At 61.9% G+C, this 24,551-nt stretch carries 25 protein-coding genes; 11 read left to right on the top strand and 14 right to left on the bottom strand.

Annotated features, from left to right (window positions below; genetic code table 11):
- Nucleotides 1-10: 10 nt before the first annotated feature.
- Nucleotides 11-586, bottom strand: a complete 576-nt coding sequence (locus tag C5L12_RS20295) for a helix-turn-helix domain-containing protein (protein WP_105373879.1) — start codon at nt 584-586, stop codon at nt 11-13.
- Nucleotides 587-765: 179 nt separating this feature from the next.
- On the opposite strand from C5L12_RS20295, the gene C5L12_RS20300 reads away from it, so the two are divergent.
- Nucleotides 766-2,019 carry an MFS transporter gene (locus tag C5L12_RS20300; protein ID WP_105373880.1) on the top strand — a complete coding sequence of 418 codons (1,254 nt, stop codon included), beginning with the start codon at nt 766-768 and terminating at the stop codon, nt 2,017-2,019.
- Nucleotides 2,020-2,101: 82 nt separating this feature from the next.
- The gene (lepA, locus tag C5L12_RS20305; RefSeq protein ID WP_105373881.1) at nt 2,102-3,928 is read left to right on the top strand and encodes a translation elongation factor 4; all 1,827 of its coding nucleotides are present in this window, start codon (nt 2,102-2,104) and stop codon (nt 3,926-3,928) included.
- A 28-nt stretch (nt 3,929-3,956) separates the two neighbouring features.
- On the opposite strand, the gene C5L12_RS20310 is transcribed toward lepA, so the two are convergent.
- Nucleotides 3,957-4,463 carry a YidB family protein gene (locus C5L12_RS20310; RefSeq protein ID WP_105373882.1) on the bottom strand — a complete coding sequence of 169 codons (507 nt, stop codon included), beginning with the start codon at nt 4,461-4,463 and terminating at the stop codon, nt 3,957-3,959.
- 267 nt (nt 4,464-4,730) lie between these two features.
- Here C5L12_RS20310 and C5L12_RS20315 point away from each other — a divergent pair, with 267 nt between their 5' ends.
- Nucleotides 4,731-4,910 (top strand): hypothetical protein, encoded by a 180-nt coding sequence (locus C5L12_RS20315; protein ID WP_105373883.1) that lies wholly within the window; start codon nt 4,731-4,733, stop codon nt 4,908-4,910.
- A 28-nt stretch (nt 4,911-4,938) separates the two neighbouring features.
- The gene (locus C5L12_RS20320; protein WP_105373884.1) at nt 4,939-5,337 is read left to right on the top strand and encodes a nuclear transport factor 2 family protein; all 399 of its coding nucleotides are present in this window, start codon (nt 4,939-4,941) and stop codon (nt 5,335-5,337) included.
- An 86-nt stretch (nt 5,338-5,423) separates the two neighbouring features.
- On the opposite strand, the gene C5L12_RS20325 is transcribed toward C5L12_RS20320, so the two are convergent.
- Nucleotides 5,424-5,750, bottom strand: coding sequence for a GYD domain-containing protein (locus C5L12_RS20325; protein WP_170109121.1), 327 nt, complete (start codon nt 5,748-5,750; stop codon nt 5,424-5,426).
- 393 nt (nt 5,751-6,143) lie between these two features.
- Here C5L12_RS20325 and C5L12_RS20330 point away from each other — a divergent pair, with 393 nt between their 5' ends.
- Nucleotides 6,144-6,404, top strand: a complete 261-nt coding sequence (locus C5L12_RS20330; protein WP_105373885.1) for a hypothetical protein — start codon at nt 6,144-6,146, stop codon at nt 6,402-6,404.
- Between the two features lie 140 nt (nt 6,405-6,544).
- On the opposite strand, the gene C5L12_RS20335 is transcribed toward C5L12_RS20330, so the two are convergent.
- Nucleotides 6,545-7,027, bottom strand: coding sequence for a MarR family winged helix-turn-helix transcriptional regulator (locus C5L12_RS20335; protein WP_105373959.1), 483 nt, complete (start codon nt 7,025-7,027; stop codon nt 6,545-6,547).
- A gap of 197 nt (nt 7,028-7,224) precedes the next feature.
- Here C5L12_RS20335 and C5L12_RS20340 point away from each other — a divergent pair, with 197 nt between their 5' ends.
- The 4 genes from C5L12_RS20340 to C5L12_RS20355 all read left to right on the top strand — a co-directional run bounded on the left by C5L12_RS20340 (nt 7,225) and on the right by C5L12_RS20355 (nt 11,800).
- Nucleotides 7,225-9,144 carry an FAD-binding monooxygenase gene (locus tag C5L12_RS20340; RefSeq protein ID WP_105373886.1) on the top strand — a complete coding sequence of 640 codons (1,920 nt, stop codon included), beginning with the start codon at nt 7,225-7,227 and terminating at the stop codon, nt 9,142-9,144.
- Between the two features lie 75 nt (nt 9,145-9,219).
- The gene (locus C5L12_RS20345) at nt 9,220-9,891 is read left to right on the top strand and encodes a TetR/AcrR family transcriptional regulator (RefSeq protein WP_105373887.1); all 672 of its coding nucleotides are present in this window, start codon (nt 9,220-9,222) and stop codon (nt 9,889-9,891) included.
- Nucleotides 9,891-10,751, top strand: coding sequence for an amidohydrolase family protein (locus tag C5L12_RS20350; protein ID WP_105373888.1), 861 nt, complete (start codon nt 9,891-9,893; stop codon nt 10,749-10,751). The genes C5L12_RS20345 and C5L12_RS20350 overlap by 1 nt, the downstream gene beginning before the upstream one ends.
- An 86-nt stretch (nt 10,752-10,837) precedes the next feature.
- On the top strand, nt 10,838-11,800 hold the full coding sequence (locus C5L12_RS20355; RefSeq protein ID WP_425350815.1) for a Bug family tripartite tricarboxylate transporter substrate binding protein: 963 nt from the start codon (nt 10,838-10,840) through the stop codon (nt 11,798-11,800).
- Between the two features lie 52 nt (nt 11,801-11,852).
- On the opposite strand, the gene C5L12_RS20360 is transcribed toward C5L12_RS20355, so the two are convergent.
- The 9 genes from C5L12_RS20360 to C5L12_RS20400 all read right to left on the bottom strand — a co-directional run bounded on the left by C5L12_RS20360 (nt 11,853) and on the right by C5L12_RS20400 (nt 21,534).
- Nucleotides 11,853-12,656 (bottom strand): crotonase/enoyl-CoA hydratase family protein, encoded by an 804-nt coding sequence (locus tag C5L12_RS20360; RefSeq protein ID WP_105373889.1) that lies wholly within the window; start codon nt 12,654-12,656, stop codon nt 11,853-11,855.
- Nucleotides 12,656-13,513, bottom strand: coding sequence for a hydroxymethylglutaryl-CoA lyase (locus C5L12_RS20365; protein WP_105373890.1), 858 nt, complete (start codon nt 13,511-13,513; stop codon nt 12,656-12,658). The genes C5L12_RS20360 and C5L12_RS20365 overlap by 1 nt, the downstream gene beginning before the upstream one ends.
- Nucleotides 13,506-15,500, bottom strand: coding sequence for an acetyl-CoA carboxylase biotin carboxylase subunit (locus C5L12_RS20370; protein ID WP_105373891.1), 1,995 nt, complete (start codon nt 15,498-15,500; stop codon nt 13,506-13,508). The genes C5L12_RS20365 and C5L12_RS20370 overlap by 8 nt, the downstream gene beginning before the upstream one ends.
- Nucleotides 15,501-15,507: 7 nt before the next feature.
- On the bottom strand, nt 15,508-17,115 hold the full coding sequence (locus C5L12_RS20375) for a carboxyl transferase domain-containing protein (RefSeq protein ID WP_105373892.1): 1,608 nt from the start codon (nt 17,113-17,115) through the stop codon (nt 15,508-15,510).
- On the bottom strand, nt 17,115-18,263 hold the full coding sequence (locus C5L12_RS20380; protein WP_205839365.1) for an isovaleryl-CoA dehydrogenase: 1,149 nt from the start codon (nt 18,261-18,263) through the stop codon (nt 17,115-17,117). Before C5L12_RS20380 ends, C5L12_RS20375 begins: the two co-directional genes overlap by 1 nt.
- Nucleotides 18,264-18,407: 144 nt before the next feature.
- Nucleotides 18,408-18,770, bottom strand: coding sequence for a hypothetical protein (locus C5L12_RS20385; RefSeq protein ID WP_157949091.1), 363 nt, complete (start codon nt 18,768-18,770; stop codon nt 18,408-18,410).
- 95 nt (nt 18,771-18,865) lie between these two features.
- A complete protein-coding gene (locus C5L12_RS20390) occupies nt 18,866-19,723 on the bottom strand; it encodes a C40 family peptidase (RefSeq protein ID WP_105373895.1) in 858 nt (285 codons plus the stop codon).
- Nucleotide 19,724: 1 nt separating this feature from the next.
- Nucleotides 19,725-20,075, bottom strand: a complete 351-nt coding sequence (locus C5L12_RS20395; RefSeq protein ID WP_105373896.1) for a MarR family transcriptional regulator — start codon at nt 20,073-20,075, stop codon at nt 19,725-19,727.
- A 64-nt stretch (nt 20,076-20,139) separates the two neighbouring features.
- Nucleotides 20,140-21,534 (bottom strand): leucyl aminopeptidase family protein, encoded by a 1,395-nt coding sequence (locus C5L12_RS20400; protein WP_105373897.1) that lies wholly within the window; start codon nt 21,532-21,534, stop codon nt 20,140-20,142.
- Between the two features lie 136 nt (nt 21,535-21,670).
- Here C5L12_RS20400 and C5L12_RS20405 point away from each other — a divergent pair, with 136 nt between their 5' ends.
- Both C5L12_RS20405 and C5L12_RS20410 read left to right on the top strand, forming a co-directional pair.
- The gene (locus C5L12_RS20405; protein ID WP_105373898.1) at nt 21,671-22,507 is read left to right on the top strand and encodes a tetratricopeptide repeat protein; all 837 of its coding nucleotides are present in this window, start codon (nt 21,671-21,673) and stop codon (nt 22,505-22,507) included.
- A 147-nt stretch (nt 22,508-22,654) separates the two neighbouring features.
- Entirely contained in the window at nt 22,655-23,290 is a 636-nt protein-coding gene (locus C5L12_RS20410) for a VOC family protein (RefSeq protein ID WP_205839366.1), read from the top strand.
- 276 nt (nt 23,291-23,566) lie between these two features.
- On the opposite strand, the gene C5L12_RS20415 is transcribed toward C5L12_RS20410, so the two are convergent.
- On the bottom strand, nt 23,567-24,544 hold the full coding sequence (locus C5L12_RS20415; RefSeq protein ID WP_105373900.1) for a type II secretion system F family protein: 978 nt from the start codon (nt 24,542-24,544) through the stop codon (nt 23,567-23,569).
- Nucleotides 24,545-24,551 lie beyond the last annotated feature (7 nt).

The raw sequence follows: 24,551 nt of genomic DNA on the forward strand, positions 1-24,551 counted from the left end.
GGTCAGGAATTTACCGGCCACGGTCGAGAATGACCGCGTAGCGGGCCGGCTTGTCGGATGGATTGTGGAAGTCGAAGGCGTCGCCGATATCCATAAAGAGGCAGTCGCCGGGATGCAGCGTGTGGACAGTCTCGCCGATGACCATTTCCAGCACCCCCTGGAACAGCCAGACGTGCTGGGTCATTATCCGGCTCTCCTCGCGCGGCGGAAAGCTGACGCGGGCATGCGGCGGAAAATCCACCTCAACGATATCGACCCGGCTCGGCATGCCGGGCGGAGATACCGAGCGCCTCACATATCCCGTATGCGGATCGCGCCAGAGCTTCTGATCGGCGTGGCGGCTGACCGGCGAGGTTGCGGGTCCGTCATCCGCGAAGAAGGCCGAAAGCGACAGGCCGAGCGCCTCCGAAAGCCTCGCCAGCAGCGCTGCCGTCGGACTCGCCTCCGCCCGTTCGATGCGCGAAATCATCGCCCGGCTGACGCCGGAGCGGTTCGCCAGCTCGTCCAGTGTCAGCCCGGCGCGGGCGCGCAAGCCCTTCAGCCGCTCGCTGATAGCGTTCTCTATGTGTGAATCCGGTCCGTCCATAATCTGAGAATTACATTCTCTTATGATGGAATCAAGCGTCTTGTGCCAGGCGCATGAAATTTGCGGGGCGATGCCGTTTCCGCGATAGCTTCGGCCGCCGCCGATCGGCTATGGGAGCAGGATTGGGATTTGCACCGGCCCGGCCGGCAGCAATCCGCTGCCATTGCCGGAGAGACGAGATGAACGGCCAGACATTGGAAGCGGCCTCGCCCTTTTCGATCGCCAGCATCGTCGTCTCCATGACGATCGCGGCGATCGGCAGCGGCGTGATGTTCGCCTATGTGCCCTTCATGCTCACCCATTCCGCCGCGCCTTGGGCAGCGGGTGCGGCGGTCACCGCCGTCGCCTTCGGCGGGCTTGTCGGCTGCGTGATCGGCGGGCCGCTGATCAAGCGCGTCGGACATGCGCGGCTTTTTGCCTGCTCCATGGCGATGGTGATCATTGCCGCCGTGCTGATCGCCGCCGATCTGCCGCCTCTCTACTGGATCCTTGCCCGCGGCCTTTATGGCGCGGCCGCCAACGTCAATTTCATCATCGCCCAGAGCTGGTTGAACCATGCGGCATCGAACGAGTGGCGCGGCAAGGCCATGTCCTTCTTCTACATGGCCTATGTGCTCGGCCTCGGCTGCGGCGCCTGGATCTTTGGGCAGATCCCGACCGATGGCAATCTCGCGCCGCTCGCGGTCGTCTTCTTCACCGCGCTTGCCATCCTGCCGATCGGCCTTACCCGCCTGCCGAACCCGCCGCCGCCGGCAAGCGTCAGCGTCAACGTCAAGATGGCCTGGCGCATCTCGCCGGTCGGGCTTGTCGGCGTGCTGGCGTCCGGGGGGCTTTCCATGGTCGTGCAGGGTTTCACCCCGATCTATGCCGCCACCAACCAGGTCTCGCAAAAAGACGTGGCGCTCCTGATGTTCGTCATGCAGACCGGCCTCCTCTTCATCCAATATCCGCTCGGCGTGCTATCCGACCGCATTGACCGGCGCGCCGTGCTCGTCATCACCTGCGGCCTCATCGTCGCGGCGGGCATCGCAGCACTCTTCGTCTCCTTCGCAACAATCCTCCTCCTGATGATCGTTTTCCTGGTCTTCGGCGGGGCGATCGAGACCGTCTATTCGGTCGCCAATGCGCATGCCAACGACCGCGCCGATCCCGGCGACTTCGTGCCGCTCTCCTCGACGCTGCTCGTCGCCTGGTCGACGGCCGCCACCATCGTGCCGCTCGGCGTCACGCTTCTGACGCCCGTCTTCGGCCAGCACACCTTCATCTACGCGATCATCCTGGTGGCGATCGCATATGGGACTTACGTGATCTGGCGCCTCAAGGAGCGCAAGGCGGTGCCGGCCGACGAGCGCGAAAACATAGGCATCCGCAGCGCCCAGGTTCCGAACGCTTCGGTCCTTACCGATCCGGAGACCGGCAAACCCGCGCAATAGGCCGCAGAACCGGGTTCTATCCTCACCGAATGGTTATCTTTCCGCTTTGCGGCAGGAACCTGCGCTGCTATATGCGCGGGCCATGAGCACCAATTCCGCCCGCACGCCCCTCGACCATATCCGCAACTTCTCGATCGTGGCCCATATCGACCACGGAAAGTCGACGCTCGCCGACCGGCTGATCCAGACGACCGGCGGCCTGGCCGAGCGCGAGATGTCGGAACAGGTGCTGGACTCGATGGATATCGAGCGCGAGCGCGGCATCACCATCAAGGCCCAGACGGTGCGCCTGCACTACAAGGCGAACAACGGCGAGACCTATATCCTGAACCTGATCGACACGCCCGGCCACGTCGACTTCGCCTATGAAGTGTCGCGCTCGCTGTCTGCCTGCGAAGGTTCGCTGCTGGTCGTCGACGCCAGCCAGGGCGTCGAGGCCCAGACGCTCGCCAATGTCTATCAGGCGATCGACAACAACCACGAGCTCGTCACCGTCCTCAACAAGATCGACCTGCCGGCCGCCGAGCCTGATCGGATCAAGGAACAGATCGAGGAAGTGATCGGCATCGACGCCTCCGACGCCGTTCTCATCTCCGCGAAGACCGGACTCGGCATTCCGGACGTGCTGGAAGCGATCGTCCACAAGCTGCCGCCACCGAAGAGCGAGCTTGGCGACAAGGGACCGCTGAAGGCGCTCTTGGTCGACAGCTGGTACGACACCTATCTCGGCGTCATGGTTCTGGTGCGCATCATCGACGGCGTGCTCACTAAGGGCCAGACCATCCGCATGATGGGCACGGACGCCAAATACACGGTCGAGCGCGTCGGCGTGCTGACCCCGAAAATGGTCAATGTCGACAGCCTCGGCCCCGGCGAGATCGGCTTCATCACCGCCTCGATCAAGGAAGTGGCCGATACCCGCGTCGGCGATACGATCACCGAGGACAAGCGGCCGACAGCGCAGGCGCTTCCGGGCTTCAAGCCGGCCCAGCCGGTGGTGTTCTGCGGCCTCTTCCCGGTCGATGCAGCCGATTTCGAGGATCTGCGCGCCGCGATGGGCAAGCTGCGCCTCAACGACGCCTCCTTCTCCTTTGAAATGGAAAGTTCGGCCGCACTCGGCTTCGGCTTCCGCTGCGGTTTCCTCGGCCTCCTGCATCTCGAAATCATCCAGGAGCGCCTAGAGCGCGAGTTCGACCTCGATCTCATCGCCACCGCTCCCTCGGTCGTCTATCACCTGGCCATGACCGACGGTTCGACCCGCGAGTTGCACAACCCGGCCGACATGCCTGACGTCGTCAAGATCGCCTCCATCGAAGAGCCGTGGATCAAGGCGACGATCCTGACCCCGGACGATTATCTCGGCGGCATCCTGAAACTCTGCCAGGACCGGCGCGGTATCCAGACCGAACTCACCTATGTCGGCAAGCGCGCCATGCTCTCCTACGAACTGCCGCTCAACGAAGTGGTGTTCGATTTCTACGACCGCCTGAAGTCGATCTCCAAGGGTTATGCCTCGTTCGACTACCATCTGCACGGCTATCGCGAGGGCAATCTCGTGAAGATGTCGATCATGGTCAACGGCGAGCCGGTCGACGCACTTTCCATGCTCGTCCACCGTTCGGCGGCCGAAAAGCGCGGCCGCGACATGTGCGAAAAGCTGAAGGACCTGATACCCAGGCACATGTTCAAAATCCCGATCCAGGCCGCCATCGGCGGCAACGTGATCGCCCGCGAAACGATCTCGGCGATGCGCAAGGACGTAACCGCGAAATGCTACGGCGGCGACGCCACCCGCAAGCGCAAACTTCTGGAAAAACAGAAGGAAGGCAAAAAGCGCATGCGCCAATTCGGCAAGGTCGACATCCCCCAGGAAGCGTTCATCGCCGCGCTGAAGATGAAGGACGATTGAGGCCGCAGGTCGCCGTCAGCTCTGATCTTCATGCCGTGCCTTGTGCGGGCGGAACCTTGCCGTCGGGCGTCAGACCGTCCACGGCATCAGGAAGCTCCCTGGATAATCTCCTCAGCACTTCCTCTTCGGAAAGACCGGTCTTGGCTGCTACATCACGCACGACGTCCGGCCCAAGGGCCTCTTGAAGCTCCGTGTCGTTGATCGGCTCGTTGGCGCCGGTCCTTACCCAGCTCTCGGCTTTATTTCCCTGTCCGGCCTGACGGAATTGATCGAGCAGGTCGTTCAGCCCCCCGTTGAGGAGCGAACCGACCCCGCCACCTGCGAGAATGCTGCCGAGGCCCCCGCTGCTGAGCCTGCCGAGAACATCGTTCAGTCCTCCCGAGGGCTGCGAGGCGGTCGTTCCTTCAGTTCCACTCGGGGGCGTCCCCTGCCGCCCTTCGGTAATGTTTTTCAAAATTTCGGCAATTTTATCCCTGTTCTGGTAGCCGGCAACGGCCAGCACCGCGAGAAGGGCCTTCAATGGGCCGCGTTGCATGATTTGCCTCCCTTGCTGCCTTGTTTGGCTTCGACACAGCAGTTTTCAATCACTTAGGATTCGTGGGGCAAACGGCAATACAGGAAGCCGGTACGGTCGTTCGCGGAAGCGGCAGTCCTCAAGAGGCCACGCTTGCTTATCTTGCGAGAACAGACAGGGATAATACTCCCCTTCCCGTCATTCTGTCCCCGGACTTGATCCGGGGATCCGTCACAGGAATCCAGCAGCGCCGCGTCGGCGGCGCAAAAGACTCCTTTCGAATCCGCAATGCACAAAGATCCTCTCGCCGCGCAACGCGCGGCGGCTGGATCCCGGCTCGAGGCCGGGATGACGGAGGAGGAACCGCCTCTCGTCAGCGGATATCAAGCCACGCGCAATAACCGCGACTGCGGCAAGCATCACTTCGACAAGGCCTGTGCCCTCGACCTCTCCCGCAAGACACTGTAACCATCCTCATTCGAGAAAAGGAATCAGAATGGACGCGACCTCGACACCATCCGACCCGGCGGAAATGGACCGCATACGCGCAGTGGAGCATAGGCGGCTGCGGGCGCTGGTCGAGGGCGACATGGAGACCGCCATGTCTCTGCATGCCCCTGATTTTCAATTGATAACGCCGATCGGCATGCCGCTGTCGCGGGAGCAGTATCTCGGTGCGATTTCGCAGGGCGCGATCAAATATCTGGCATGGCAGCCTCAGGAGATCGTGGTTCGGATGCATGAGGACGTGGCGCTTATCCGCTATCGTGCCGCGCTCGAAGTCATCTTCAACGGCCACCGGGTGCCGCTGAGCGATTACTGGCATACGGATACCTACGAGCATCGGGACGGACGCTGGCTGGTCGTCTGGTCGCAGGCAACTGCGATCCAGTAGGCCACCCTTTTTGCCGCGAGGCCGAAGGGGAGATCGGGCGGCCGCGGCGAACCCGTCCCCTTCGTCCTGACCGTTCGATTTGCGCCTTATGCTGCCGGCGGCCGATATCGAACCGATTTCGCCTTCCCCATGGCCTGCATCGCCTCGTCGACGCTAAGAAGGACGGTGGTCTCCAGAGAGCGCACCGCGCCACCGGCGCCGATGGCCAGCGAGACGGCAGCCATCGAGACATTGTCGGGAGCCTCCCACAGATTCCAGCCGTCATGCTCGCCGAAGGCGTACCAGAATCCATGGAGCTTTCCGCCCACGGATTCGATGTAGCTACGAGCCGCCTCCCGCCGATCCTCGGGGTTTTCGATCATCCGCGCCCAGGTCTCGGGCGTGTAGCTAAAACGCGTGAGATACATGGCCATGGCTTGCCTCCTCCATCAGGCCAGTTCAGTTAACGCCCAAGTTTGCAGGAACGCGAGTCAATCCAACGGAGGATTGCCTGCGAGAATAGCTAGGGGGAGGATTGCCGGGACTAGACCGCTGTATTGAGGACGGATGAATTGCTTCTCGGGATCATGAGCGTATCCTCGGCCGGCGTCGGGACAGTGCTCTACTGTTGGGAACCCGAACCATTTGCACCTATAGCGATCCGTCAGCGGCCAGAGAGAAGAAGGCGGCCGCGGGAATCGATGATTGGTCGTCGGCAACGGCGGCGATCTCGGACGCAACCGCACAGCCCAAGTTGACTGAGTCAAGACACGGGCGTCGGCTAGTCCATAACAGGTGACGTCGGTGTCCAGATAGGAGATACCGAGATGAATAAGTTGTGCCTACCAATCCTGACGCTTTTGATCGGGTTCCCCTTACTGATCTGCGGCGTAGCAACTGCGGAAGAGGGAGATTATTACGATGGCATTCCCCAGCGGGGCTATTCTGCTCTTGCCCCGGACTCTATGACGACATCCAGCCTCAGGAATTCCGCCGAGGTGCGCGATCCACTCTATCGGCTCCGGACCAGAAGTGGCCGCGACAACACTTGGCCGGCCTTCAATGATGGCATGCCGCTTTCCGATTAATATCTATCGGCGAAAAACATTGGCCGTCGAGACTTGCAACTTGGCGGCCAACGCGGGGAATGACAGTTGATAGCAGTTATGGCAGCTTTCGAAAGCTCCGTCTGGTGCTCAGATCACGGCAAGCCCGACGCTTACCTGCTTTACCCATTCCTGGAACCCTCCGTCGAAATTTCCCGCAGCGGCGCGCGGCTCAATTCGTTGCCGGCGGCGATCGCCTTGCGCAGGAGCCGCATCAGTTCCCGCTGCTCATCGCCCGTCAGGCCACGAACCAGCAGTTCCTGCGCCGTTTCCACCGCCGGGCTGACGGCTTCAAGCGTCTTTTGCCCTTCCTCGGTGATCTGCAACTCGCGGGCGCGTCGATCCCGGCTGCTGGCGCGGCGCTCCAGCAAGCCCTTCTGCGCCAGGCGGTCCACGACCCCCGTGATGGTCGTCCGATCATAGGCGATCAGCCCGGCCAGCGTGATCTGGTCAATCCCCGGATTGGTGCTGACCGCAGCAAGCGCTGCATATTGCACCGGCGTCAGATCGAAACCCGCCCCCTCCACCTCCGCGTGAAAGACCGCCACCGCGATCTGCTGAAACCGGCGGGCGAGATGCCCCGGCATATCATTGTTGTCCTTCACCGACGTCTCCGCTGCCATCATATTCTTGACAGTATACTGATGATCAGTATACTGATTAATTATCGACTTGCCGCATTTGGTTGCGGCAGGCCGGCACAGACTAAATCACGGGACGATCCGGCAGTCGACATCACGACCGAACCGGCCGACCGTTCCCCGGCGAAAGCCTCAAAGACCGAAGCGGAGGAGAAGCGCTGATGCAATTTCATTTGAACGGCTACCATCCCGGCGATCCGGAGATTTCCGATCCTGCCGAACGTGTCGCGGCGTCCGGCGCCTCCGGGCCGCTGCCGGAGGAGGTCGACGTGCTGATCGTCGGCTGCGGCCCGGCCGGTCTCACCCTTGCCGCCCAGCTTTCCGCTTTCCCGGATATCAGGACCTGCATCGTCGACCAAAAGACCGGCCCGCTGCTTCGCGGCCAGGCGGATGGCATCGCCTGCCGGACCATGGAGATGTTCGAAGCCTTCGGCTTTGCCGAACGGGTCCTGAAGGAGGCCTACTGGGTCAACGAGACGAGTTTCTGGAAGGCTGCGGAGGGTGGCGACGGCCGGATTGTCCGAAGCGGCCGGATACAGGACACCGAAGACGGGCTTTCGGAATTCCCGCATGTCATCCTCAACCAGGCGCGGGTGCACGACTTCTTCCTCGGCGTGATGCGCAAATCGCCTGCCAGGCTCGAGCCGCATTACGGCCGGCGCCTGATCGATCTTTCGGTGGACGAGGCGCCATCCTTCCATCCCGTCACCGCGAGGTTCGAGCGGCTCGATCCGGAGCATGAGGGGCAGGTCGAAACAATCAAGACCCGCTACGCGGTCGGTTGCGACGGCGCGCGCAGCACGGTGCGAAAGTCCATCGGCCGCGTCCTCACCGGCGATTCCGCCAACCATGCCTGGGGTGTCATGGACGTGCTCGCCGTTACCGATTTTCCCGACATCCGGCTGAAGGCGCTGATCCAGTCCCCGGGCGAAGGAAGCATCGTGCTCATTCCCCGCGAAGGGGGCTACCTCGTCCGCATCTATGTCGAACTGGACAAGCTCGATGCCGGCGAGCGGGTATCGAACCGCAGTATCACCTCCGATTATCTCATTGCCGCAGCACAGCGGATACTGAAGCCCTATACGCTGGAGGTAAAAGAGATCGCCTGGTGGTCGGTCTACGAGATCGGCCAGCGGCTTTGCGACAGGTTCGACGACGTGCCGGAGGAAGCGGGCGCCGGCCACCTGCCCCGCGTCTTCATTGCCGGCGATGCCTGCCATACCCACAGCCCGAAGGCCGGACAGGGCATGAACGTTTCGATGCAGGACGCCTTCAATCTGGGCTGGAAGCTCGCTGCGGTCCTGCGCGGTCAAAGCCTTCCGCATCTGCTGCACAGCTATTCCGCCGAACGCCAGGCGATCGCGAGCGAGCTGATCGATTTCGACCGCGAATGGGCGAAAATGCTCAGCGCGTCCTCGGTGGAAGGCGGGCAGGTCGATCCCGCCGAGACCCAGAACTACTTCGTCCGCCACGGGCGCTATACCGCCGGCACGGCGGTCCGCTACCAGCCTTCGATCCTTACGGGGGATGCGACCCACCAACATCTTGCGGAGGGATTTCCGATCGGCATGCGGTTCCATTCCGCGCCGGTCATCCGCCTGGCGGACGCCAGGCCTGTTCATCTGGGGCACATGCTCAAGGCGGACGGCCGCTGGCGCATCTTTGCCTTTGCCGATGCCGAAGATCGGGCCGACTCCGCCTCCGGCATTCAGGCCCTATGCGCTTTTCTGACCGATTCCTCGGTGTCGCCCATCCGGAAACACACCCCGGCGGGTCAGGATATCGACTCGGTGATCGATGTTCGCGCGATCTTTCAGCAGGGACATCGCGACCTTGCGGTGGAGAGGATGCCGGCCTTCCTGCTTCCCCGGAAAGGCCGCTACGGGCTTTGCGACTACGAAAAGATGTTCTGCCCCGATCTCAAGCACGGTCAGGACATCTTCGACTTGCGCGGCATCGATCGGCAACGGGGCTGCCTGGTGGTCGTCCGGCCCGACCAGTATGTGGCGCATGTTCTTCCGCTCGACGGTCATGCCGATCTGGCGGCCTTCTTCGACGGTTTTATGGCCTCGGAAGGATAATCGTCTGAGTGCACGTTGACATCCGATTCAATTTGTACAACTGTACAAATTATAAGGTCAATCGACAAAGAGCCGATGCGTCAAAGCTTGAAAGAAACGCTTCTTCGACACGCCGTGACGCTGTTTTCGAAGAGCGGCTACAATGCGGTTTCGCTGCGCGACATCGCCAAGGCGGCCGGCGCCAATGTCGGCAGCCTGACCTATCACTTCGGCTCGAAGGCCAATCTGCTTCGGGATATCTACGAACTTCACACGAGGCCGATGAATGCCCGCCGCCTTGAGCTGCTCGGCGAGGCGCGGCGGATCAGCAATCCCGACGAACGGCTGATGGCCGTTCTCAGGGCCTATGTCGTTCCAGCCTTTATCTCTTCGACAGAAAGCGACGGCGGCGGTGCGGAATTTACGCGGATGCGGGCAGTTCTTTCCGCTGAAGGCAATCCCGATGCCCGCAAAATCATCGCCGACGCTTTCGACGAGACGAGCCGGGTTTTCATCGACGCACTTGCCGAATGCGTGCCCGGCGCATCGCCGGAAGGGCTCATCTGGCGCAGCCAGTTCCTGCTCGGCGCCCTTTATTACACCCTCGTCAACCCGGAGCGCGTAACGCGCCTTTCCGGAGGAACCGTGGATGGGGAAGACCGAGAAGCCGCCGTCAACCAGATCGTCGAGGCGAGCTATGCGAGCTTCCGCAGCCTCTCCACGGAACTCGCCGCGCCTGCGCCACGGATCATGAAAGGTAGAAATTGATGCCCACTGCCTCCCATGCGAGCGAGACACGGCGCAAGCCGGATTTCACTCTCCCAGCCGGCAGTTGCGATGCCCATTGCCATGTCTTCGGTCCTGGAGATGTTTTTCCCTACGCGCCCGATCGCAGCTATACACCCGCCGATGCACCGAAAGAGGCGCTTGCAGCGCTTCACGAAACGCTCGGCATCGACCGCGCCGTGATCGTGCAGGCCAGCTGCCACGGCACCGACAACCGCGCCATGCTCGATGCGATCGCCTGGCGCCCTGATCGCTATCGCGGCGTGGCCATCGTCGACGGCAGCTTCGACGACAAGGCGTATCAGCTGCTGGACGAAGGCGGCGTGCGCGGAGTCCGCTTCAATTTCGTCCGCCATCTCGGCGGCGCGCCCGACATGGATGTGTTCAACGGGGCGATCGACCGGATCAAGGGCCGGGGCTGGCACGTCGTCCTGCATCTGGATGCGACCGACATTCTGCCGCTTTCCGACATGATCCGCAGCCTGCCGGTGCCCTTCGTGATCGACCACATGGGCCGCGTCGACACGACGCTCGGCATTGATCAGCCGGCATTCCGGGCGCTGCTGGAACTTGCCCGGCGGGAGAACTGCTGGATCAAGGTCAGCGGCTCCGAGCGGATTTCGCGTTTCCCGTTCGATGCGGCGGTGCCGTTCGCTCGGGCGCTCGTGGAAACGAGCCCCGAGCGGACGCTTTGGGGCACGGATTTTCCGCATCCCAATCTCAAGGAACCCGTCGACGAGGTCGACCTCGTCGACCTCGTTCCACGGTTCGCGACCACCGCGGAGGAACAGCAGCGGCTGCTCGTCGACAATCCTGCGCGGCTTTACGGTTTTGCCGCCTGAGCGGACTTTCAAAAGAGGAGGAGGAGAAGATGCATTTTGATATGGTGCGGAAACCGGAGGGGATGCTCCGGCGGACCCCTCGGGTGATGACATGGCTGCTACCCGCGATGGCACTGGCCATCGCGGCTCCCACCGGCGTTCAGGCGCAGGCAGACTATCCCTCGCGTGACATTACGCTCGTTCTGCCCTTCGGTCCGGGCGGAATCGCCGACATCACTTCTAGGGTCGTGGCGGATGCGCTCGGCAAGAAGCTCGGCCGGCAGATCGTCATCCTCAATCAACCGGGTGCAGGCGGCGCCACCGCCGCGCGGGCGGCCCTCAATGCCGAGGCCGATGGCTACACGCTCGCCCTGCTTTCGAACGGGACCGCAATCAGCGTGCCGCTCTTCAAGAACCTGCAATTCGATCCGGTCAAGGATTTCACCCCCGTATCGAGCCTTGCCTATTTCGACTTCGTCTTCGTGACCAAGGCAGGCGGCAAGTTCAAGACGCTCAAGGATGTTCTGGAGGCGGCAAAGGCCGATCCGGGAGGTCTCAACGTCGGAACCATCAATGTCGGCAGCAGCCAGAACCTTGCCGCCGAGCTTTTCAAATCGACCTCCGGCATCGACTTTACCATCGTGCCCTACAAGGCGACGCCGGACCTGCTGGTCGCGCTGCTCGGCGGCGAGCTGGACGTGATCGTCGACAGCCAGACCGCGTTGAAGGCCGCCCTGACACAGGGGCAGGCCACTGCAGTCGCCTCCTCCGGGCCGACACGCTCCAAACTGCTGCCGGACGTGCCGACCGCTCAGGAACAGGGTGTTGCCGGCTTCGACGTGACGTCCTGGAACGGCGTTTTTGCGCCAGCTGGTACGCCGGAAGAGGTGGTGAAGAAGCTCAACGCCGCGCTTGTCGACGTTCTGGCCGATCCTGCCATTCAGAAACGGTTTGCTGATCTGGGAGTCGAAGCCCGCTCCAGCACGCCTCAGGAGATCGGCGATCGCCTCAAGTCCGATATCGCCAAATGGGGCGAGGTCATCAAGAAAGCCGGCATCCCGCAACAGTAGCGCGGGTGCGGGCACGTCTCTCCACCGGGCCGTCAGGAACGGCCCGGTTTGCTCAAGGCTCTTCCTTCTTCGAAATCCAGGGCATGGGCTGCCGCTGGAGAAAGGCATCGATCCCGGCGCGTCCTTCATCGCTTTCCCACCGGTCGGCAAGCCGATCGATGCTGTAGGCAATCGGATCATCAGTCGCTTCACGGGCGAGGTTCTGAACAAGGCTCTTGGCGCTGGCCACCGCTCCCGGGGCACAATCAAGGAAAGCCGTGACCTCTGCCGCGACCGCACCGTCGAGCTCGTCCTGTGAGCAAACAGCCGACACAAGCCCGATTTCTCGCGCCGTCTCGGCATCAAAACGGCGGGCATTCAAAAACAGGCGGCGGGCATGGCCCTCACCGATGCGTCGGACGACATAAGGACCGATGGTCGCCGGGATCAGGCCAAGTCGGGTTTCGGTGAGCGCGAACTCTGCCTTCTTCGCGGCGACCACGATATCGCAGACGGACATCAGGCCGATGCCGCCGCCAAAGGCATTGCCCTGTACTTTGCCGACCAGCGGCTTCGGCAGGTCGTCCAGCGCCTTCAGCATCATCGCAAGTTCGGTCGCGCCTTCGATTTTGCCGTTGCGGTCCTTGCCCGCCTGATCCCGCATCCACTGAAGATCGCCGCCGGCGCAGAAGGTCGGACCCGAAGCGGCCAGAACCACGACCCGAACCGTGTCATCGGATGCAAGCCTCGCCGCCGCATCGGCCAATTCGGCAATCATCATGGCGTTCATGGCGTTGTGTTTTTCCGGCCGGTTCAGCGTCAGTTCGGCGATCCCCCGGACATCCTGCCCGATGGTCAGCGTCTGGTAGCCGCTCATCAGCGTGCACCTCTCAAACTACGAGCGAAGGCCTCCGCCTCCGCCAACAGGCTGCGGTCGATGCGGCTTTCGAAACCGAGTGCATGGAGATGGTCGACAGTTCTGCCGGTTGCGACATTGCCTTCCGCGCCTGGCGCGTAGGGGCAGCCGCCCAGTCCGCCTGCCGCCGCGTCGAAGACACGCAGCCCCTTTTCCAGCGATACGGTGACGTTGTCGACGGCGCGACCGTTGGTGTCGTGGAAATGGCCCGCGAGGGACGCAACCGGCACACGCTCCAGAACCGCATCCAGCATGGCCTTGATCCGCTCCGGCGTGCCGGTACCGATCGTATCTCCGAGCGAGATCTCGTAACAGCCGAGGTTCAGGAGTTTCTCCGCCACGTCCGCCACCCCGGCGGGAGATGTCGGTCCGTCATAAGGGCAATCGACGACACAGGAAATGTAGCCGCGCACCGGCACACCATCCCGCCGGGCCTGTTCAACCAGCGGGACGAACCGCTCCAGACTTTCGGCGATGCTGCAATTGATATTGTGCCGGCTGAAGCCTTCGGAAGCGGAAGCGAAGACAGCGACCTCGTCCGCCCTTGCCGCGCATGCAGCCTGGTAACCGCGCAGGTTCGGCGTCAGCACGGTGTAGAGAGTGCCGGGCTTACGGGTGATGCCGGCCATGACCTCCGCCCCGTCGGCCATCTGGGGCACCCAATCGGCGCGGACAAAGCTCGTCACCTCGATCTTCTCAAAACCGCAGGCGGAGAGCATGTCGACCAGTTTGATCTTGTCGATGGCCGGAATGATGCGCTTCTCGTTCTGCAGGCCATCGCGGGGACCGACTTCATGGATGCGCACGAACTCAGCCATGTTCAGCCTCATCGAGCGGCTCCAGCGTCAGAAGCACGGCCCCTTCCAGAACCTGCTCGCCTTCCGACACCATTACATCGGCTATGGTGCCGTCGCGGGAGGCCGGCAGCGTCAGTTCCATCTTCATCGCTTCCATCACCGCCAGCGTCTCACCTTTGACGACAGTGGCGCCGGGTCTCGCCCGCATCAGCTTCACCTGACCCGGCATGGGCGCGACAATGCGGTCACCGCCGGCGACCGCTTCATCTTCGCCCGCCAGGACGTCCATCAGGACGAAATGCCAGTTTTCGCCATCCCGGAAGATCGTCACGTCCCTGAGGCCGCGAATTGCATGGAGCGTGTGGCTTCGGCCGGCGCCCTCGACAATATAGGCGTCGCCGGCGTATGAAACGCGAAGGTCGAAGGCCTTGCCCTCGGCCGTCATCTCGTATCCGCCCTCCGGCCTTGCGGCAAAGGAAACCGGCAGGCGATGGCCCCGATGCTCGAGCGACACGAAATCCTCGGCTTTCGACCACAGCCGAAACCCTGAAAGAGCATCCCAGGGGTCATTCGATTTTTTCTGATCAAGCGCACCGGCTAGGATGAGGGCCGCCAGCGCGACAACATCGTGCGGCGCCGGATGCATCATCGTCAACTCGGCAAGATGACGATCGATCAAGCCCGTATCCGGACGACCCTCGGTGAAATCAGGCTGCGCCGTTAGCCGGCGAAGGAAGGTGGCATTGGTCGTGATGCCTGTAGCACGGACTTGCGCGAGAGCCGTCGAGAGCGCCGACAGCGCTGCAGCCCTGTCAGCCCCATGGGTAACGATCTTGGCAATCATCGGATCGTAATAGGGGGAGATACGGTCGCCGGCGCGCACGCCGCTGTCGACGCGGGCGAGATGCTCGGGCAGATCGAGATGGGTTAGCTTGCCCGTTGCAGGCAGGAAACCCCGCTCGGCATCCTCGGCATAAAGCCGGGCCTCAAAGGCCCAGCCATGGATGGAAAGCTCTTCCTGCCGGCGCGGCAGAGGCTCTCCAGACGCAATGCGGAGCTGCCATTCGACGAGATCGACACCGGTGATCGCTTCCGTCACAGGATGCTCCACCTGCAACCGGGTATTCATCTCCATGAACCAGAACCGATCGGCCCGAAGCCCTTCGGAACCGTCGGCGATAAATTCGATCGTACCGGCCCCGGAATAACTGATCGCCTGCGCGGCTTTTACGGCTGCCTCACCCATAGCGCGGCGCATCTCGTCCGGCATGCCGGGTGCGGGCGCTTCCTCGATGACCTTCTGGTGGCGGCGCTGAAGCGAGCAGTCGCGCTCGAACAGATGCACGACATTGCCGTGGTCGTCGCCAAAAACCTGGATCTCGATGTGCCGCGGGTGGGTAATGTATTTTTCGATGAGGCAGGAGGCGTCGCCGAAAGCAGCCAGCCCCTCACGCTGGGCCGATGCAAGCGCTTCTTTGAAGGAGGCGGCGTTTTCGACACGGCGCATGCCCTTGCCGCCTCCGCCGGCGCGGGCCTTGATGAGAACCGGGAAGCCGATGCGCTCCGCTTCCCGCAAGAGGAAATCAGGTTCCTGTTCGGCTCCATGATAACCCGGCACGACCGGCACACCGGCTCTTTCCATCAGCCCCTTGGCGGCGTCCTTCAGGCCCATGGCACGGATGGCATCCGGCGACGGCCCGATAAAACGAATGCCGGCCGATGTCACCGCATCGGCGAAATCAGGGTTCTCCGACAGGAACCCATAACCCGGATGGATGCCATCGGAGCCGGTGCGGAGGGCTGCTGCGATGATCAGGTCGCCGCGCAGATAGCTCTCTGACGCCGGAGACGGACCGAGGTGCACTGCCTCCCCGGCAAGCGAGACATGCAAGGCATCGCGATCCGCATCGGAATAGACGGCAACAGTTGCGATGCCCAGCCTGTGACAGGAGCGGATGATGCGGCAGGCAATCTCGCCGCGATTGGCTATGAGGACTTTCCTGATCATGACGCCCTCACATGCGGAACACGCCGAAGCGCGTTTCCTCGATCGGCGCGTTGAGCGCGGCGGAGAGACTGAGCGCCAAAACCTGGCGGGTTTTGGGGGGATGGATGATGCCGTCGTCCCAAAGCCGCGCAGAGGCATAAAGCGGATGGCTCTGTTCCTCGAACTGATCGAGGATCGGTCGCCGGAAAGCCTTTTCCTCTTCGGCTTCCCATACCTTACCGCTGCGATGGATTGCCTCGCGCCGTACGGACGCCAGAACACCGGCCGCCTGAAGACCGCCCATGACGGAAATGCGGCTGTTCGGCCAGGTCCAGAGGAAACGGGGAGAATAGGCGCGGCCGGCCATGCCGTAATTGCCGGCGCCGAAGGACCCGCCGACGAGGATCGTCACCTTGGGCACCGATGTCGTGGCGACCGCTGTGACCAGTTTGGCGCCGTGCTTGGCGATGCCTTCCGCCTCATAGCGCTTTCCGACCATGAAGCCGGTGATGTTCTGCAGGAAGACGAGCGGGATTTTCCGCTGCGAGCAGAGCTCGATGAAATGCGTGCCCTTCTGGGCGCTTTCGGAAAACAGCACCCCATTGTTTGCGATGATGCCGACCGGGATGCCGAAGACATGGGCAAAACCGCAGACCAGCGTCGTGCCGAACCGCGCCTTGAACTCGTCGAAGCGCGAACCGTCGACCAGGCGGGCAATCACCTCGCGGATGTCATACGGCGTGGCGAGCGACGCCGGCACGATCGCGGCGATTTCTTCCGGATCGTAGAGCGGGTCTTCCGGTTTTTCGAGCACAACTGTGTCGGGCTTGCAGGTGTTGAGGCCGGCGACGGCGCGGCGCACCAGCGCCAATGCGTGGGTATCGTCGCGAGCGAGATGGTCAGCCACACCGGACAACCTTGTGTGGACGTCGCCGCCTCCCAAATCCTCGGCACTCACCTCCTCGCCCGTGGCGGCCCTTACGAGGGGCGGACCTGCGAGGAAGATGGTTCCCTGATCCCTGACGATGATCGCCTCGTCGGACATCGCCGGCACATAGGCGCCACCCGCGGTACAGGAACCCATGACGGCTGCGATCTGGGCAATGCCCTTCGCAGACATGCGGGCCTGATTGTAGAAGATGCGGCCGAAATGATCCCGATCAGGGAATACCTCGTCCTGGTTCGGCAGGTTGGCGCCGCCAGAGTCGACGAGATAGATGCAAGGCAGACGATTTTCCTCGGCGATCTCCTGGGCGCGGAGATGCTTCTTCACCGTCATTGGGTAATAGGTGCCGCCCTTTACGGTGGCATCGTTGGCGACCACCATGACCTCCCGGCCTTCCACACGGCCGATGCCGGTGACGATGCCGGCAGACGGACTGGCGCCACCATAAAGCCCGTGCGCGGCCGTCGCTCCAATTTCCAGAAAGGGTGAGCCGTGATCCAGCAATCGGGCGATGCGATCGCGCGGCAGCAGCTTGCCGCGCTTCACATGCCGCGCCCGCGCCTCCTCACCGCCGCCGGCTTCCGCATGAGCCGCTGCGGCCTGGACCTCAGCAAGCTTTGCCTGCATGGCCGCGCGGTTAGCCTCGGCCGTCTCGCTCCTCAAATTGACCTGCGACCGGATGACAGCCATCAGGCGGTTTCCTTGAAGAGTTCGCGGCCGATCAGCATGCGGCGGATTTCGGAGGTTCCGGCGCCGATCTCCATCAGCTTGGCGTCGCGCAGCAACCGGCCAGTCGGGTTGTCGTTGATATAGCCGTTGCCGCCGAGCACCTGGATCGCCTGCAGCGCCTGCTGGGTCGCCTGTTCGGATGCGTAAAGGCAGCAGGCGGCGGCATCCTGCCGCGTCACCGCGCCGCGATCGCAGGCGGTTGCGACCGCGTAGACATAGGCCCGGGCGGAATTCATGGCGGTGTACATGTCGGCCACCTTGGCCTGGATCAGCTGGAATTCGCCGATCGGCTGACCGAACTGCTTGCGCTCATGAATATAGGGCATCACAACGTCGAGGCAGGCATGCATGATGCCGATGCCGATGCCGGCGAGAACGACACGCTCGTAATCGAGCCCGGACATCAGCACGCGCACGCCGCCGCCCTCGATGCCCATGACGTTTTCAGCCGGCACTTCGCAATCCTCAAACACCAGTTCGCAGGTGTTGGAGCCGCGCATGCCGAGCTTGTCGAGCTTTTGAGCGGTGGAAAAGCCTGCGAAGCCTTTCTCGATCAGGAAGGCGGTAATGCCTTTCGGGCCGGCGGCCGGATCGGTCTTCGCATAGACCACCAGCACATCCGCATCCGGACCGTTGGTGATCCACATCTTGCTGCCGTTCAGAACATAGACGTCGCCCCGCTTTTCAGCCCGAAGTTTCATCGAGACCACGTCGGAGCCAGCCCCGGGTTCCGACATCGCAAGCGCCCCGACATGCTCCCCCGAGCAGAGTTTGGGCAGGTACCGCGCCTTCTGCTCGGCATTGCCGTTGCGGTTGATCTGGTTGACGCAGAGATTGGAATGGGCCCCATAGCTGAGCGACGTCGAGGCGGAGGCCCGCGCCAGTTCCTCGACGGCGACGACATGGGCGAGGTAGCCAAGTCCTGAACCGCCAAAATCTGGATCGGCGGTGATGCCGAGCAGACCGAGCGCCCCCAATTCAGGCCACAGATCGCGGGCAAATTCGTTGCTTCGATCGATTTCATCGGCGCGGGGCGCAAGCTTTTCCTGCGCGAAACGATGAACGGTTTCGCGAACCGCCTCGACATCCTCGCCGAGAGCGAAATCCATACTTGAGTGGAACACCTTGTCTCCTCCCGGTGTGCCAAGATTTTATCAGAAGGTTGTGGGGCAGCCGCGAACGATCGTCAATGACCCAGACGGAGATCGCAATATCCGGTCGTTTCAGGAAAGGGCTTTGAAAAAAGATTGCCTTTATTTCGGCAGATGATGCGGGTTCAATCCCGGTACCCATTGGGTATTCGGCATTCGAGTGCCGGTATAGGTGATGCCGCTTTCGGTTTCACAGCGATAGACGCGGGTCGGCATGCGGTCGCCATAGAGAATGTCGAAACGGCCGCGCGGCCGGTAGACCTCTTCGATATCCGTGGTGCAGGTATAGGCCTGCTTCTGCACACGCTCTTCTTCCGGCACCACACCGGGCAGATCCCGAAAATAGGTGCCGGACGAGAAATCCAAGCCCTTGCGCTCGGCCGCGAACACGTCAACGGGCGCAAACGCGGCGATGATGAGCGCCACAAGCATTACGACGGGCAAGATCCATGCACCCTTGAACATCATTCCACTCCTCACCCGCAAATCCTGCGGGTGCTTCCAAGATATGGATGACAGAGCGCCTGTTCCATGGACCGAGGTCCACATTTGCGTGATCATCAACCGATTTCCAACCGGCGATAGTCCGTAGGCTGCTGATAGAGCCAGCCAATGCGCTTGACTGCCGCTTCGAAGTTTTCACGCGCGACGCTCATCGTGTGGCCATTGGCATGGAGAAGCGTTTCCTCGTTTTCCATGATGCCGACATGGCCTTTCCAGAAAACGAGATCACCGCGACAAAGTTCCTCACGCGAGATGGAGACGCCGATCGCGGCCTGCATGTCGGAATCGCGAGGTGCGGCCTTGCCGACCATCATCAGTGCGAGCTGAACCAATGCGGAGCAATCCAGCCCGAAGCCGGAACGGCCGCCCCAGAGATAGGGCGTCTCGATAAACTTCTCCGCGACCGCGACGTAGTCGTCACCCATGGTCTCGGCAATGGGAAGGCAATGGCTGGCGATCACCGCACCGCCGCCGGACAAGAGACAATAACGCGTGCCGCGGGTTTCCGCTTCGCCGACCACCACGATGCGGCTGCCCAGGGAGAGAGCCGTCGTCGGAGGCTTGCGAAGCTCAGGCTCCGGGTAAACGAAGGTGCGTTGAACCGCGATACGATGTGTCGGTTCTTCCGGTTCGCCCAACATCGTCTCCGGCAGATAACCGACATAGCCGTCCTGATCGGCCTGGACCCAGGCGAAGCCACCGGCGCGATCGAAGACCCGGACGGTCTCCCCAAAAAGAAGTTCCGTATCGATGCCGAGAGCAAGGTCGGGTGACGGCCGCACCTGGGCTATCGGCACGACGACCCGAGCTGGTTCGCCACGCACGAAATTTTCCGCGTCGACGCTGCCCTTCAGCAATTCGTCGGCGAGGTCGGGCCGGAAGGCATGCAGGCGTCTGTCGAGCAGCTTCGTCATTTCATATTCCCGGCCGGCGGGCTTCCTGGATGATCAGGTCGCCCATTTTTTCAAGAAACAAGGCGCCCGCGACCGTGCGCTTGATGATCACGTTGCGGCGGTCGCGTTCGTCCCGTTCGCGATCCACCAGGCCCATGCCGCCCATCGAATCCAATGCGCGGGTAATCACCGGCTTGGATACGCCGAGCGTTGCCGCCAAGCCCCTTACCGTGTGGGGCGGCGGCACCAGATAAATATGCAGCAGGATCGATATCTGGCGCAATGTCAGATCCCGCCCGTCATGCCGCACCTGCTCCAGCGAGACCCGGTGCCACAAACCTAATGCCTGTGTGGCCGTCAGTTCCAGCGTCATGATGACCCTCGGCTCAAAATCCTGCAGATTTTAGGCCGAAGGTCTTACCGGTTTGTTTCGGCGCTCACTTCGCAGCCATATCGCGGATCACCCGGTAGAGGGCACGGATTGCAAAGGCCTCGCCGCCGACCGGCGCATGCGGTTTATCGGCCAGCACCCAGGCGTAGATGTCGAAATGTGCCCAGCTTCTGGTGGCCGTGACGAAGCGCTTCAGGAAGAGAGCCGCGGTAATAGCACCCGCCATGCCGCCCGATGGCGAATTGGTGACATCGGCGGCGCGGGCGCGGATATCCTTGTCATAACCCATCCAGAGCGGCAGCCGCCACAAGGGATCGGCCTTAGCCTTTGCGGCTTCCATCAGTCTCGCGGACAGCGTCTCGTCGTCCGTAAAATAAGGTGCCAGTTCCGTGCCGAGAGCGACACGCGCCGCGCCGGTGAGGGTCGACATGTCGATCATCAGGTCCGGCGGGTTTTCATCCGCGTAGGCGAGCGCATCGGCGAGGACCAGACGGCCTTCGGCATCGGTATTGTCGATCTGCACGGTGATGCCCTTGCGGCTCCGGTAGATATCGCCGGGGCGGAAGGCATTGCCCGAAATGGAGTTTTCGACGGCCGGCACCAGGACCTGGAGATCCACCTTCAACCCGGCATCCATGATCATCAGGGCAAGGCCCATGACATTTGCCGCACCGCCCATGTCCTTCTTCATCAGCGCCATGTTGGCGGCGCCCTTGATATCGAGACCACCGGTATCGAAGCAGACGCCCTTGCCGACAAGCGTCACGCGCGGATGCCCCTTCTCGCCCCAGTGCAATTCAAGCAGACGCGGTGCAGAGGCGCTGGCACGGCCGACGGTGTGGATCAGCGGGAAATTTTCTTTCAGCAAATCTTCGTCCACGATCGAAGTAACGGTCGCGCCGTAGTGTTCGCCAAGGGCGCGGAAGGCGCCCTCCAGTTCGATTGGCCCCATCTCGTTGGTCGGAATATTGACGAGGTCGCGCGCTAGGAAAACGGCGGCAAGCTGGCGTTCGATATCGGCAACATCGACGGACTCGGGAACCGCGAGCCGGACGTCTCTCTGCTTTTCGGCCTTATATCGGCTGAAGGCGTAGGTGCCGAGGCCGTAACCCAGTGCAAGCTGCTCCGGTGGCAAGGATGCCGCGGTTTCGATGTGCCAGTCTCCTGCCGGCAACAGCTTGGAGAGCCGACCGGTGATGAAAGGAGCCTCCGCCGGGTCGTTGCCGAGGCCGAAGAAGGCGCTTCCCACCTCCCCGCCAGCCGGGACGAGCAGAAGAGCACCGGCTTCGGCCTTGAAGCCCGCGGCTTTTGCCCAGGCGAGCACCGGCGGCTCGAACTTTCCTTCTTCTAGGTCGGACGGAGTCACGGCGTAGACGGGCTTGGTAGCCGCGGTCTTCGCAGTGAAGACGGCGGGGCGCTCGATAAATTGAAACGGCGTCATGGGGGGCCTTTGCAAAGGGCTGGAATCGTTCATCTTAACGGTCTGTTAGGGTTAACAGTTTATTGCTGGAGAGGAAATGCGCCACATGCCGCCACCCTAGAAAAGGTCGCAGCGGCAAGGACTGACGAGACCCCTGATGACCGCTTCTGCCGCCCTGATCTTTCGCAAGAACCGTCTCGCCCAGACTGTCGCGATCGCCCTCCTGACGGTCTCCCTCGCCGGTTGCGCCAGCACCAAAAGGGATCCGGAGACAACCGGCTCGATCCCGAAGGTCTCCACGGCTTCGCTTCAGGGCATGGACACGGCCGCGCTTTCGGCCACCGAGCGGTCGATCGGGGCTGCCTATGTACGCGATCCGAAAAACAGGGATATCGGTCTGAGATATGCAACCGTACTCGGCATGACAGGCAAGTCCGCGCAGGCGCTTGCCGTGATGCAGCAAGTGGCGATTGCCCACCCTGCCGACCGCGAGGTTCTTGCGGCCTATGGCAAGGCGCAGGCCGCCGCCGGGCAGCTCGAACAGGCGCTGGCAACGATCAACCGTGCCCAGACCCCGGATCATCCCGATTGGCGGCTCTATTCGGCCGAAGGCGCCGTCCTGGACCAGATGGGCCGCTCGGACGAGGCGCGGAAGAAATATCGCATGGCGCTCGATGCGCAGCCAAACGAGCCGAGCGTTATCTCCAATCTCGGCATGTCCTATGTCCTTTCAGGGGATCTTCGCACGGCCGAAACCTATATGCGTAACGCCGCAGCCCAGCCCAGTTCCGACAGCCGGGTGAGGCAGAATCTGGCACTCGTCGTCGGTTTGCAAGGCCGCTTTTCGGAAGCGGAAGAGATCGCCCGCAAGGAACTCTCGCAGCAGCAGGCGGATGCCAACGTCACCTACCTGCGCTCGATGCTGTCGCAGCAGAACTCGTGGAGCAAGCTTGCCGACAAGGACGGCAAAGGTAAGCCGAACAACACGAATTGAGCGGTCGCTAAAGAGAAAACGAGCCCCCCGTCATCTCAAAAGCCCCTTTGATAAAGAGTCTTGCGGAAGTCTAGCCATAGCTGCTTGCTTTTCGCCGTAGGTTGGATCGTATGGGCTTCTGGACAGTCCCGGAGATCTCCGCACGTGATGAAGCTCGACCACCTCACCGTGATAGCCCCAACGCTGATCGAAGGGGTACTGCATGTTCGAAATTGCCTTGAACTCGACGTGCCTTTCGGCACTCATCACGACTATATGGGCACATACAACCACCGACTTCAGCTCGGAAATTCTGTCTATCTGGAGATCGTAGCGCTGGACCCGGAAGGAGTGGACCCCGGTAGGCCGCGCTGGTTCGGTCTCGACAACCAGGAAAAGGTCAGATCGGATTGGAAAGAAGGTCGTCGCCTGCGAGGGTGGGTGGCGAACACGGATGCGATTGATTCCATTGTTTTGACCCACCGAGCGATCTTCGGCAGCAAGGTTCGCCTTCCGACAACCAATCCGACTTTCGTTTTCACCATCCCGAAGGATGGATCGCTTCCCCTAGACGGCGTGGCCCCCTCGATCATCGACCACTGCGGGGACCCCACCTCAATGACCTCAATTCCTGACCTGGGTGCGCGCCTTCGTTCGCTTATCCTCGAACATCCAGATTCTGCCGCCATCGAGACGCTTTATCGCGAACTTGCCATCGAGCATTCACCAATGGTCGTCCAGGCGTCCAAAGTCCGCTATCGGGCACTTATCGAGACACCGAGTGGATTGAGAGAATTAACGTGACCCGAAAGCAAAGTTCATTTCTTGCCACGGGTGCCGCCGCGTTAAACAAAACGCGAGACCACAGTAATTATACCGCCGATCAGCACGAGATTGATGCAAAGTCTTGCCAGCATTGTCATATCCTCCAATTTGCCAATCGCAGCCGGCGCGGTTTGAAGCGGACTGCCAGGTGCATCGATTACATGGAAAGGGTAATGCAACTGCGCTGAATGCGTGCTGAAGTCTCAGTTCAGGAAACGTTCAGGAGGGCGGTATCGAGCTGACCCGCGCAAGGCATCAGAATTTGTCGGCGACCTGAATGCCGGCAGGACCCAGAATGACCGCGATGAGGACCGGCAGGAAGAACAGGATCATCGGCACGGTAAGCTTCGGCGGCAGGGCGGCCGCTTTTTTTTCCGCTTCGTTCATGCGCTCGTCACGGCCTTCCTGGGCAAGCACCCGTAGCGCCTGGGCAATCGGCGTCCCGTAACGTTCCGCCTGGATCAGCGCCTGGGTCACGGCCTTCACGCCGTCGAGCTGGGTGCGAATGCCGAGGTTTTCCAGCGCGGTGCGGCGGTCCTGCAGGAAGGACAGCTCGGCTGTCGTCAGCACCATCTCCTCCGCCAAAGGCGGCGACTGCTGCGCCATTTCCTCCGCGACGCGGCGCATCGCCGCCTCCATCGAAATCCCCGATTCGACGCAGATCAGCATGAGGTCGAGCGCATCCGGCCAAGCTCGCTTGATCGATGCCTGGCGTTTGTTCACCAGATTGGTGACGTAGATATTAGGCGCATAAAAGCCGATATAGGCGACGACGATTGCCGCCAGCATGCGGATCGGGAGCGGCCGGGACGCAAGGTTGCCGAGAACGAAAATCCACACCACCGCAGCGGCGAGAAAGGCGAAAGGCAGCAGGAACCGCGCCACCAGAAACATGTTGAGGGCGTTTTGCGAGCGAAGGCCCGCAGCACGAAGCTTGTTGACCGTGTTGTCGTCGACTAGCGCCTTGCGGAGGTTGAAACGTTCGACGATCTGGCGGACGGACTGGTTGTTCTGCGCACGCAGGGACGTCTTGGAATTTTCCGCGCTTACGCGGGCGCGTTCACGCGCCCTGATCTGATCACGCTCGGTGGAGACCGCCTTCATACGCTTGTCGAGGTCGCCCTTTTCGAGAAAAGGCGCCGCCAACGTGTAAAGCGTTGCGAAGACCGCTACGGCAACCAGGAGCGCCAGGAGGGTGGCTGGGTCGGTGAACGTCGTCGCAAGTTCTTTCACCTCACCC

It is taken from the genome of Neorhizobium huautlense (assembly GCF_002968575.1).
Lineage (GTDB): Bacteria > Pseudomonadota > Alphaproteobacteria > Rhizobiales > Rhizobiaceae > Neorhizobium > Neorhizobium huautlense.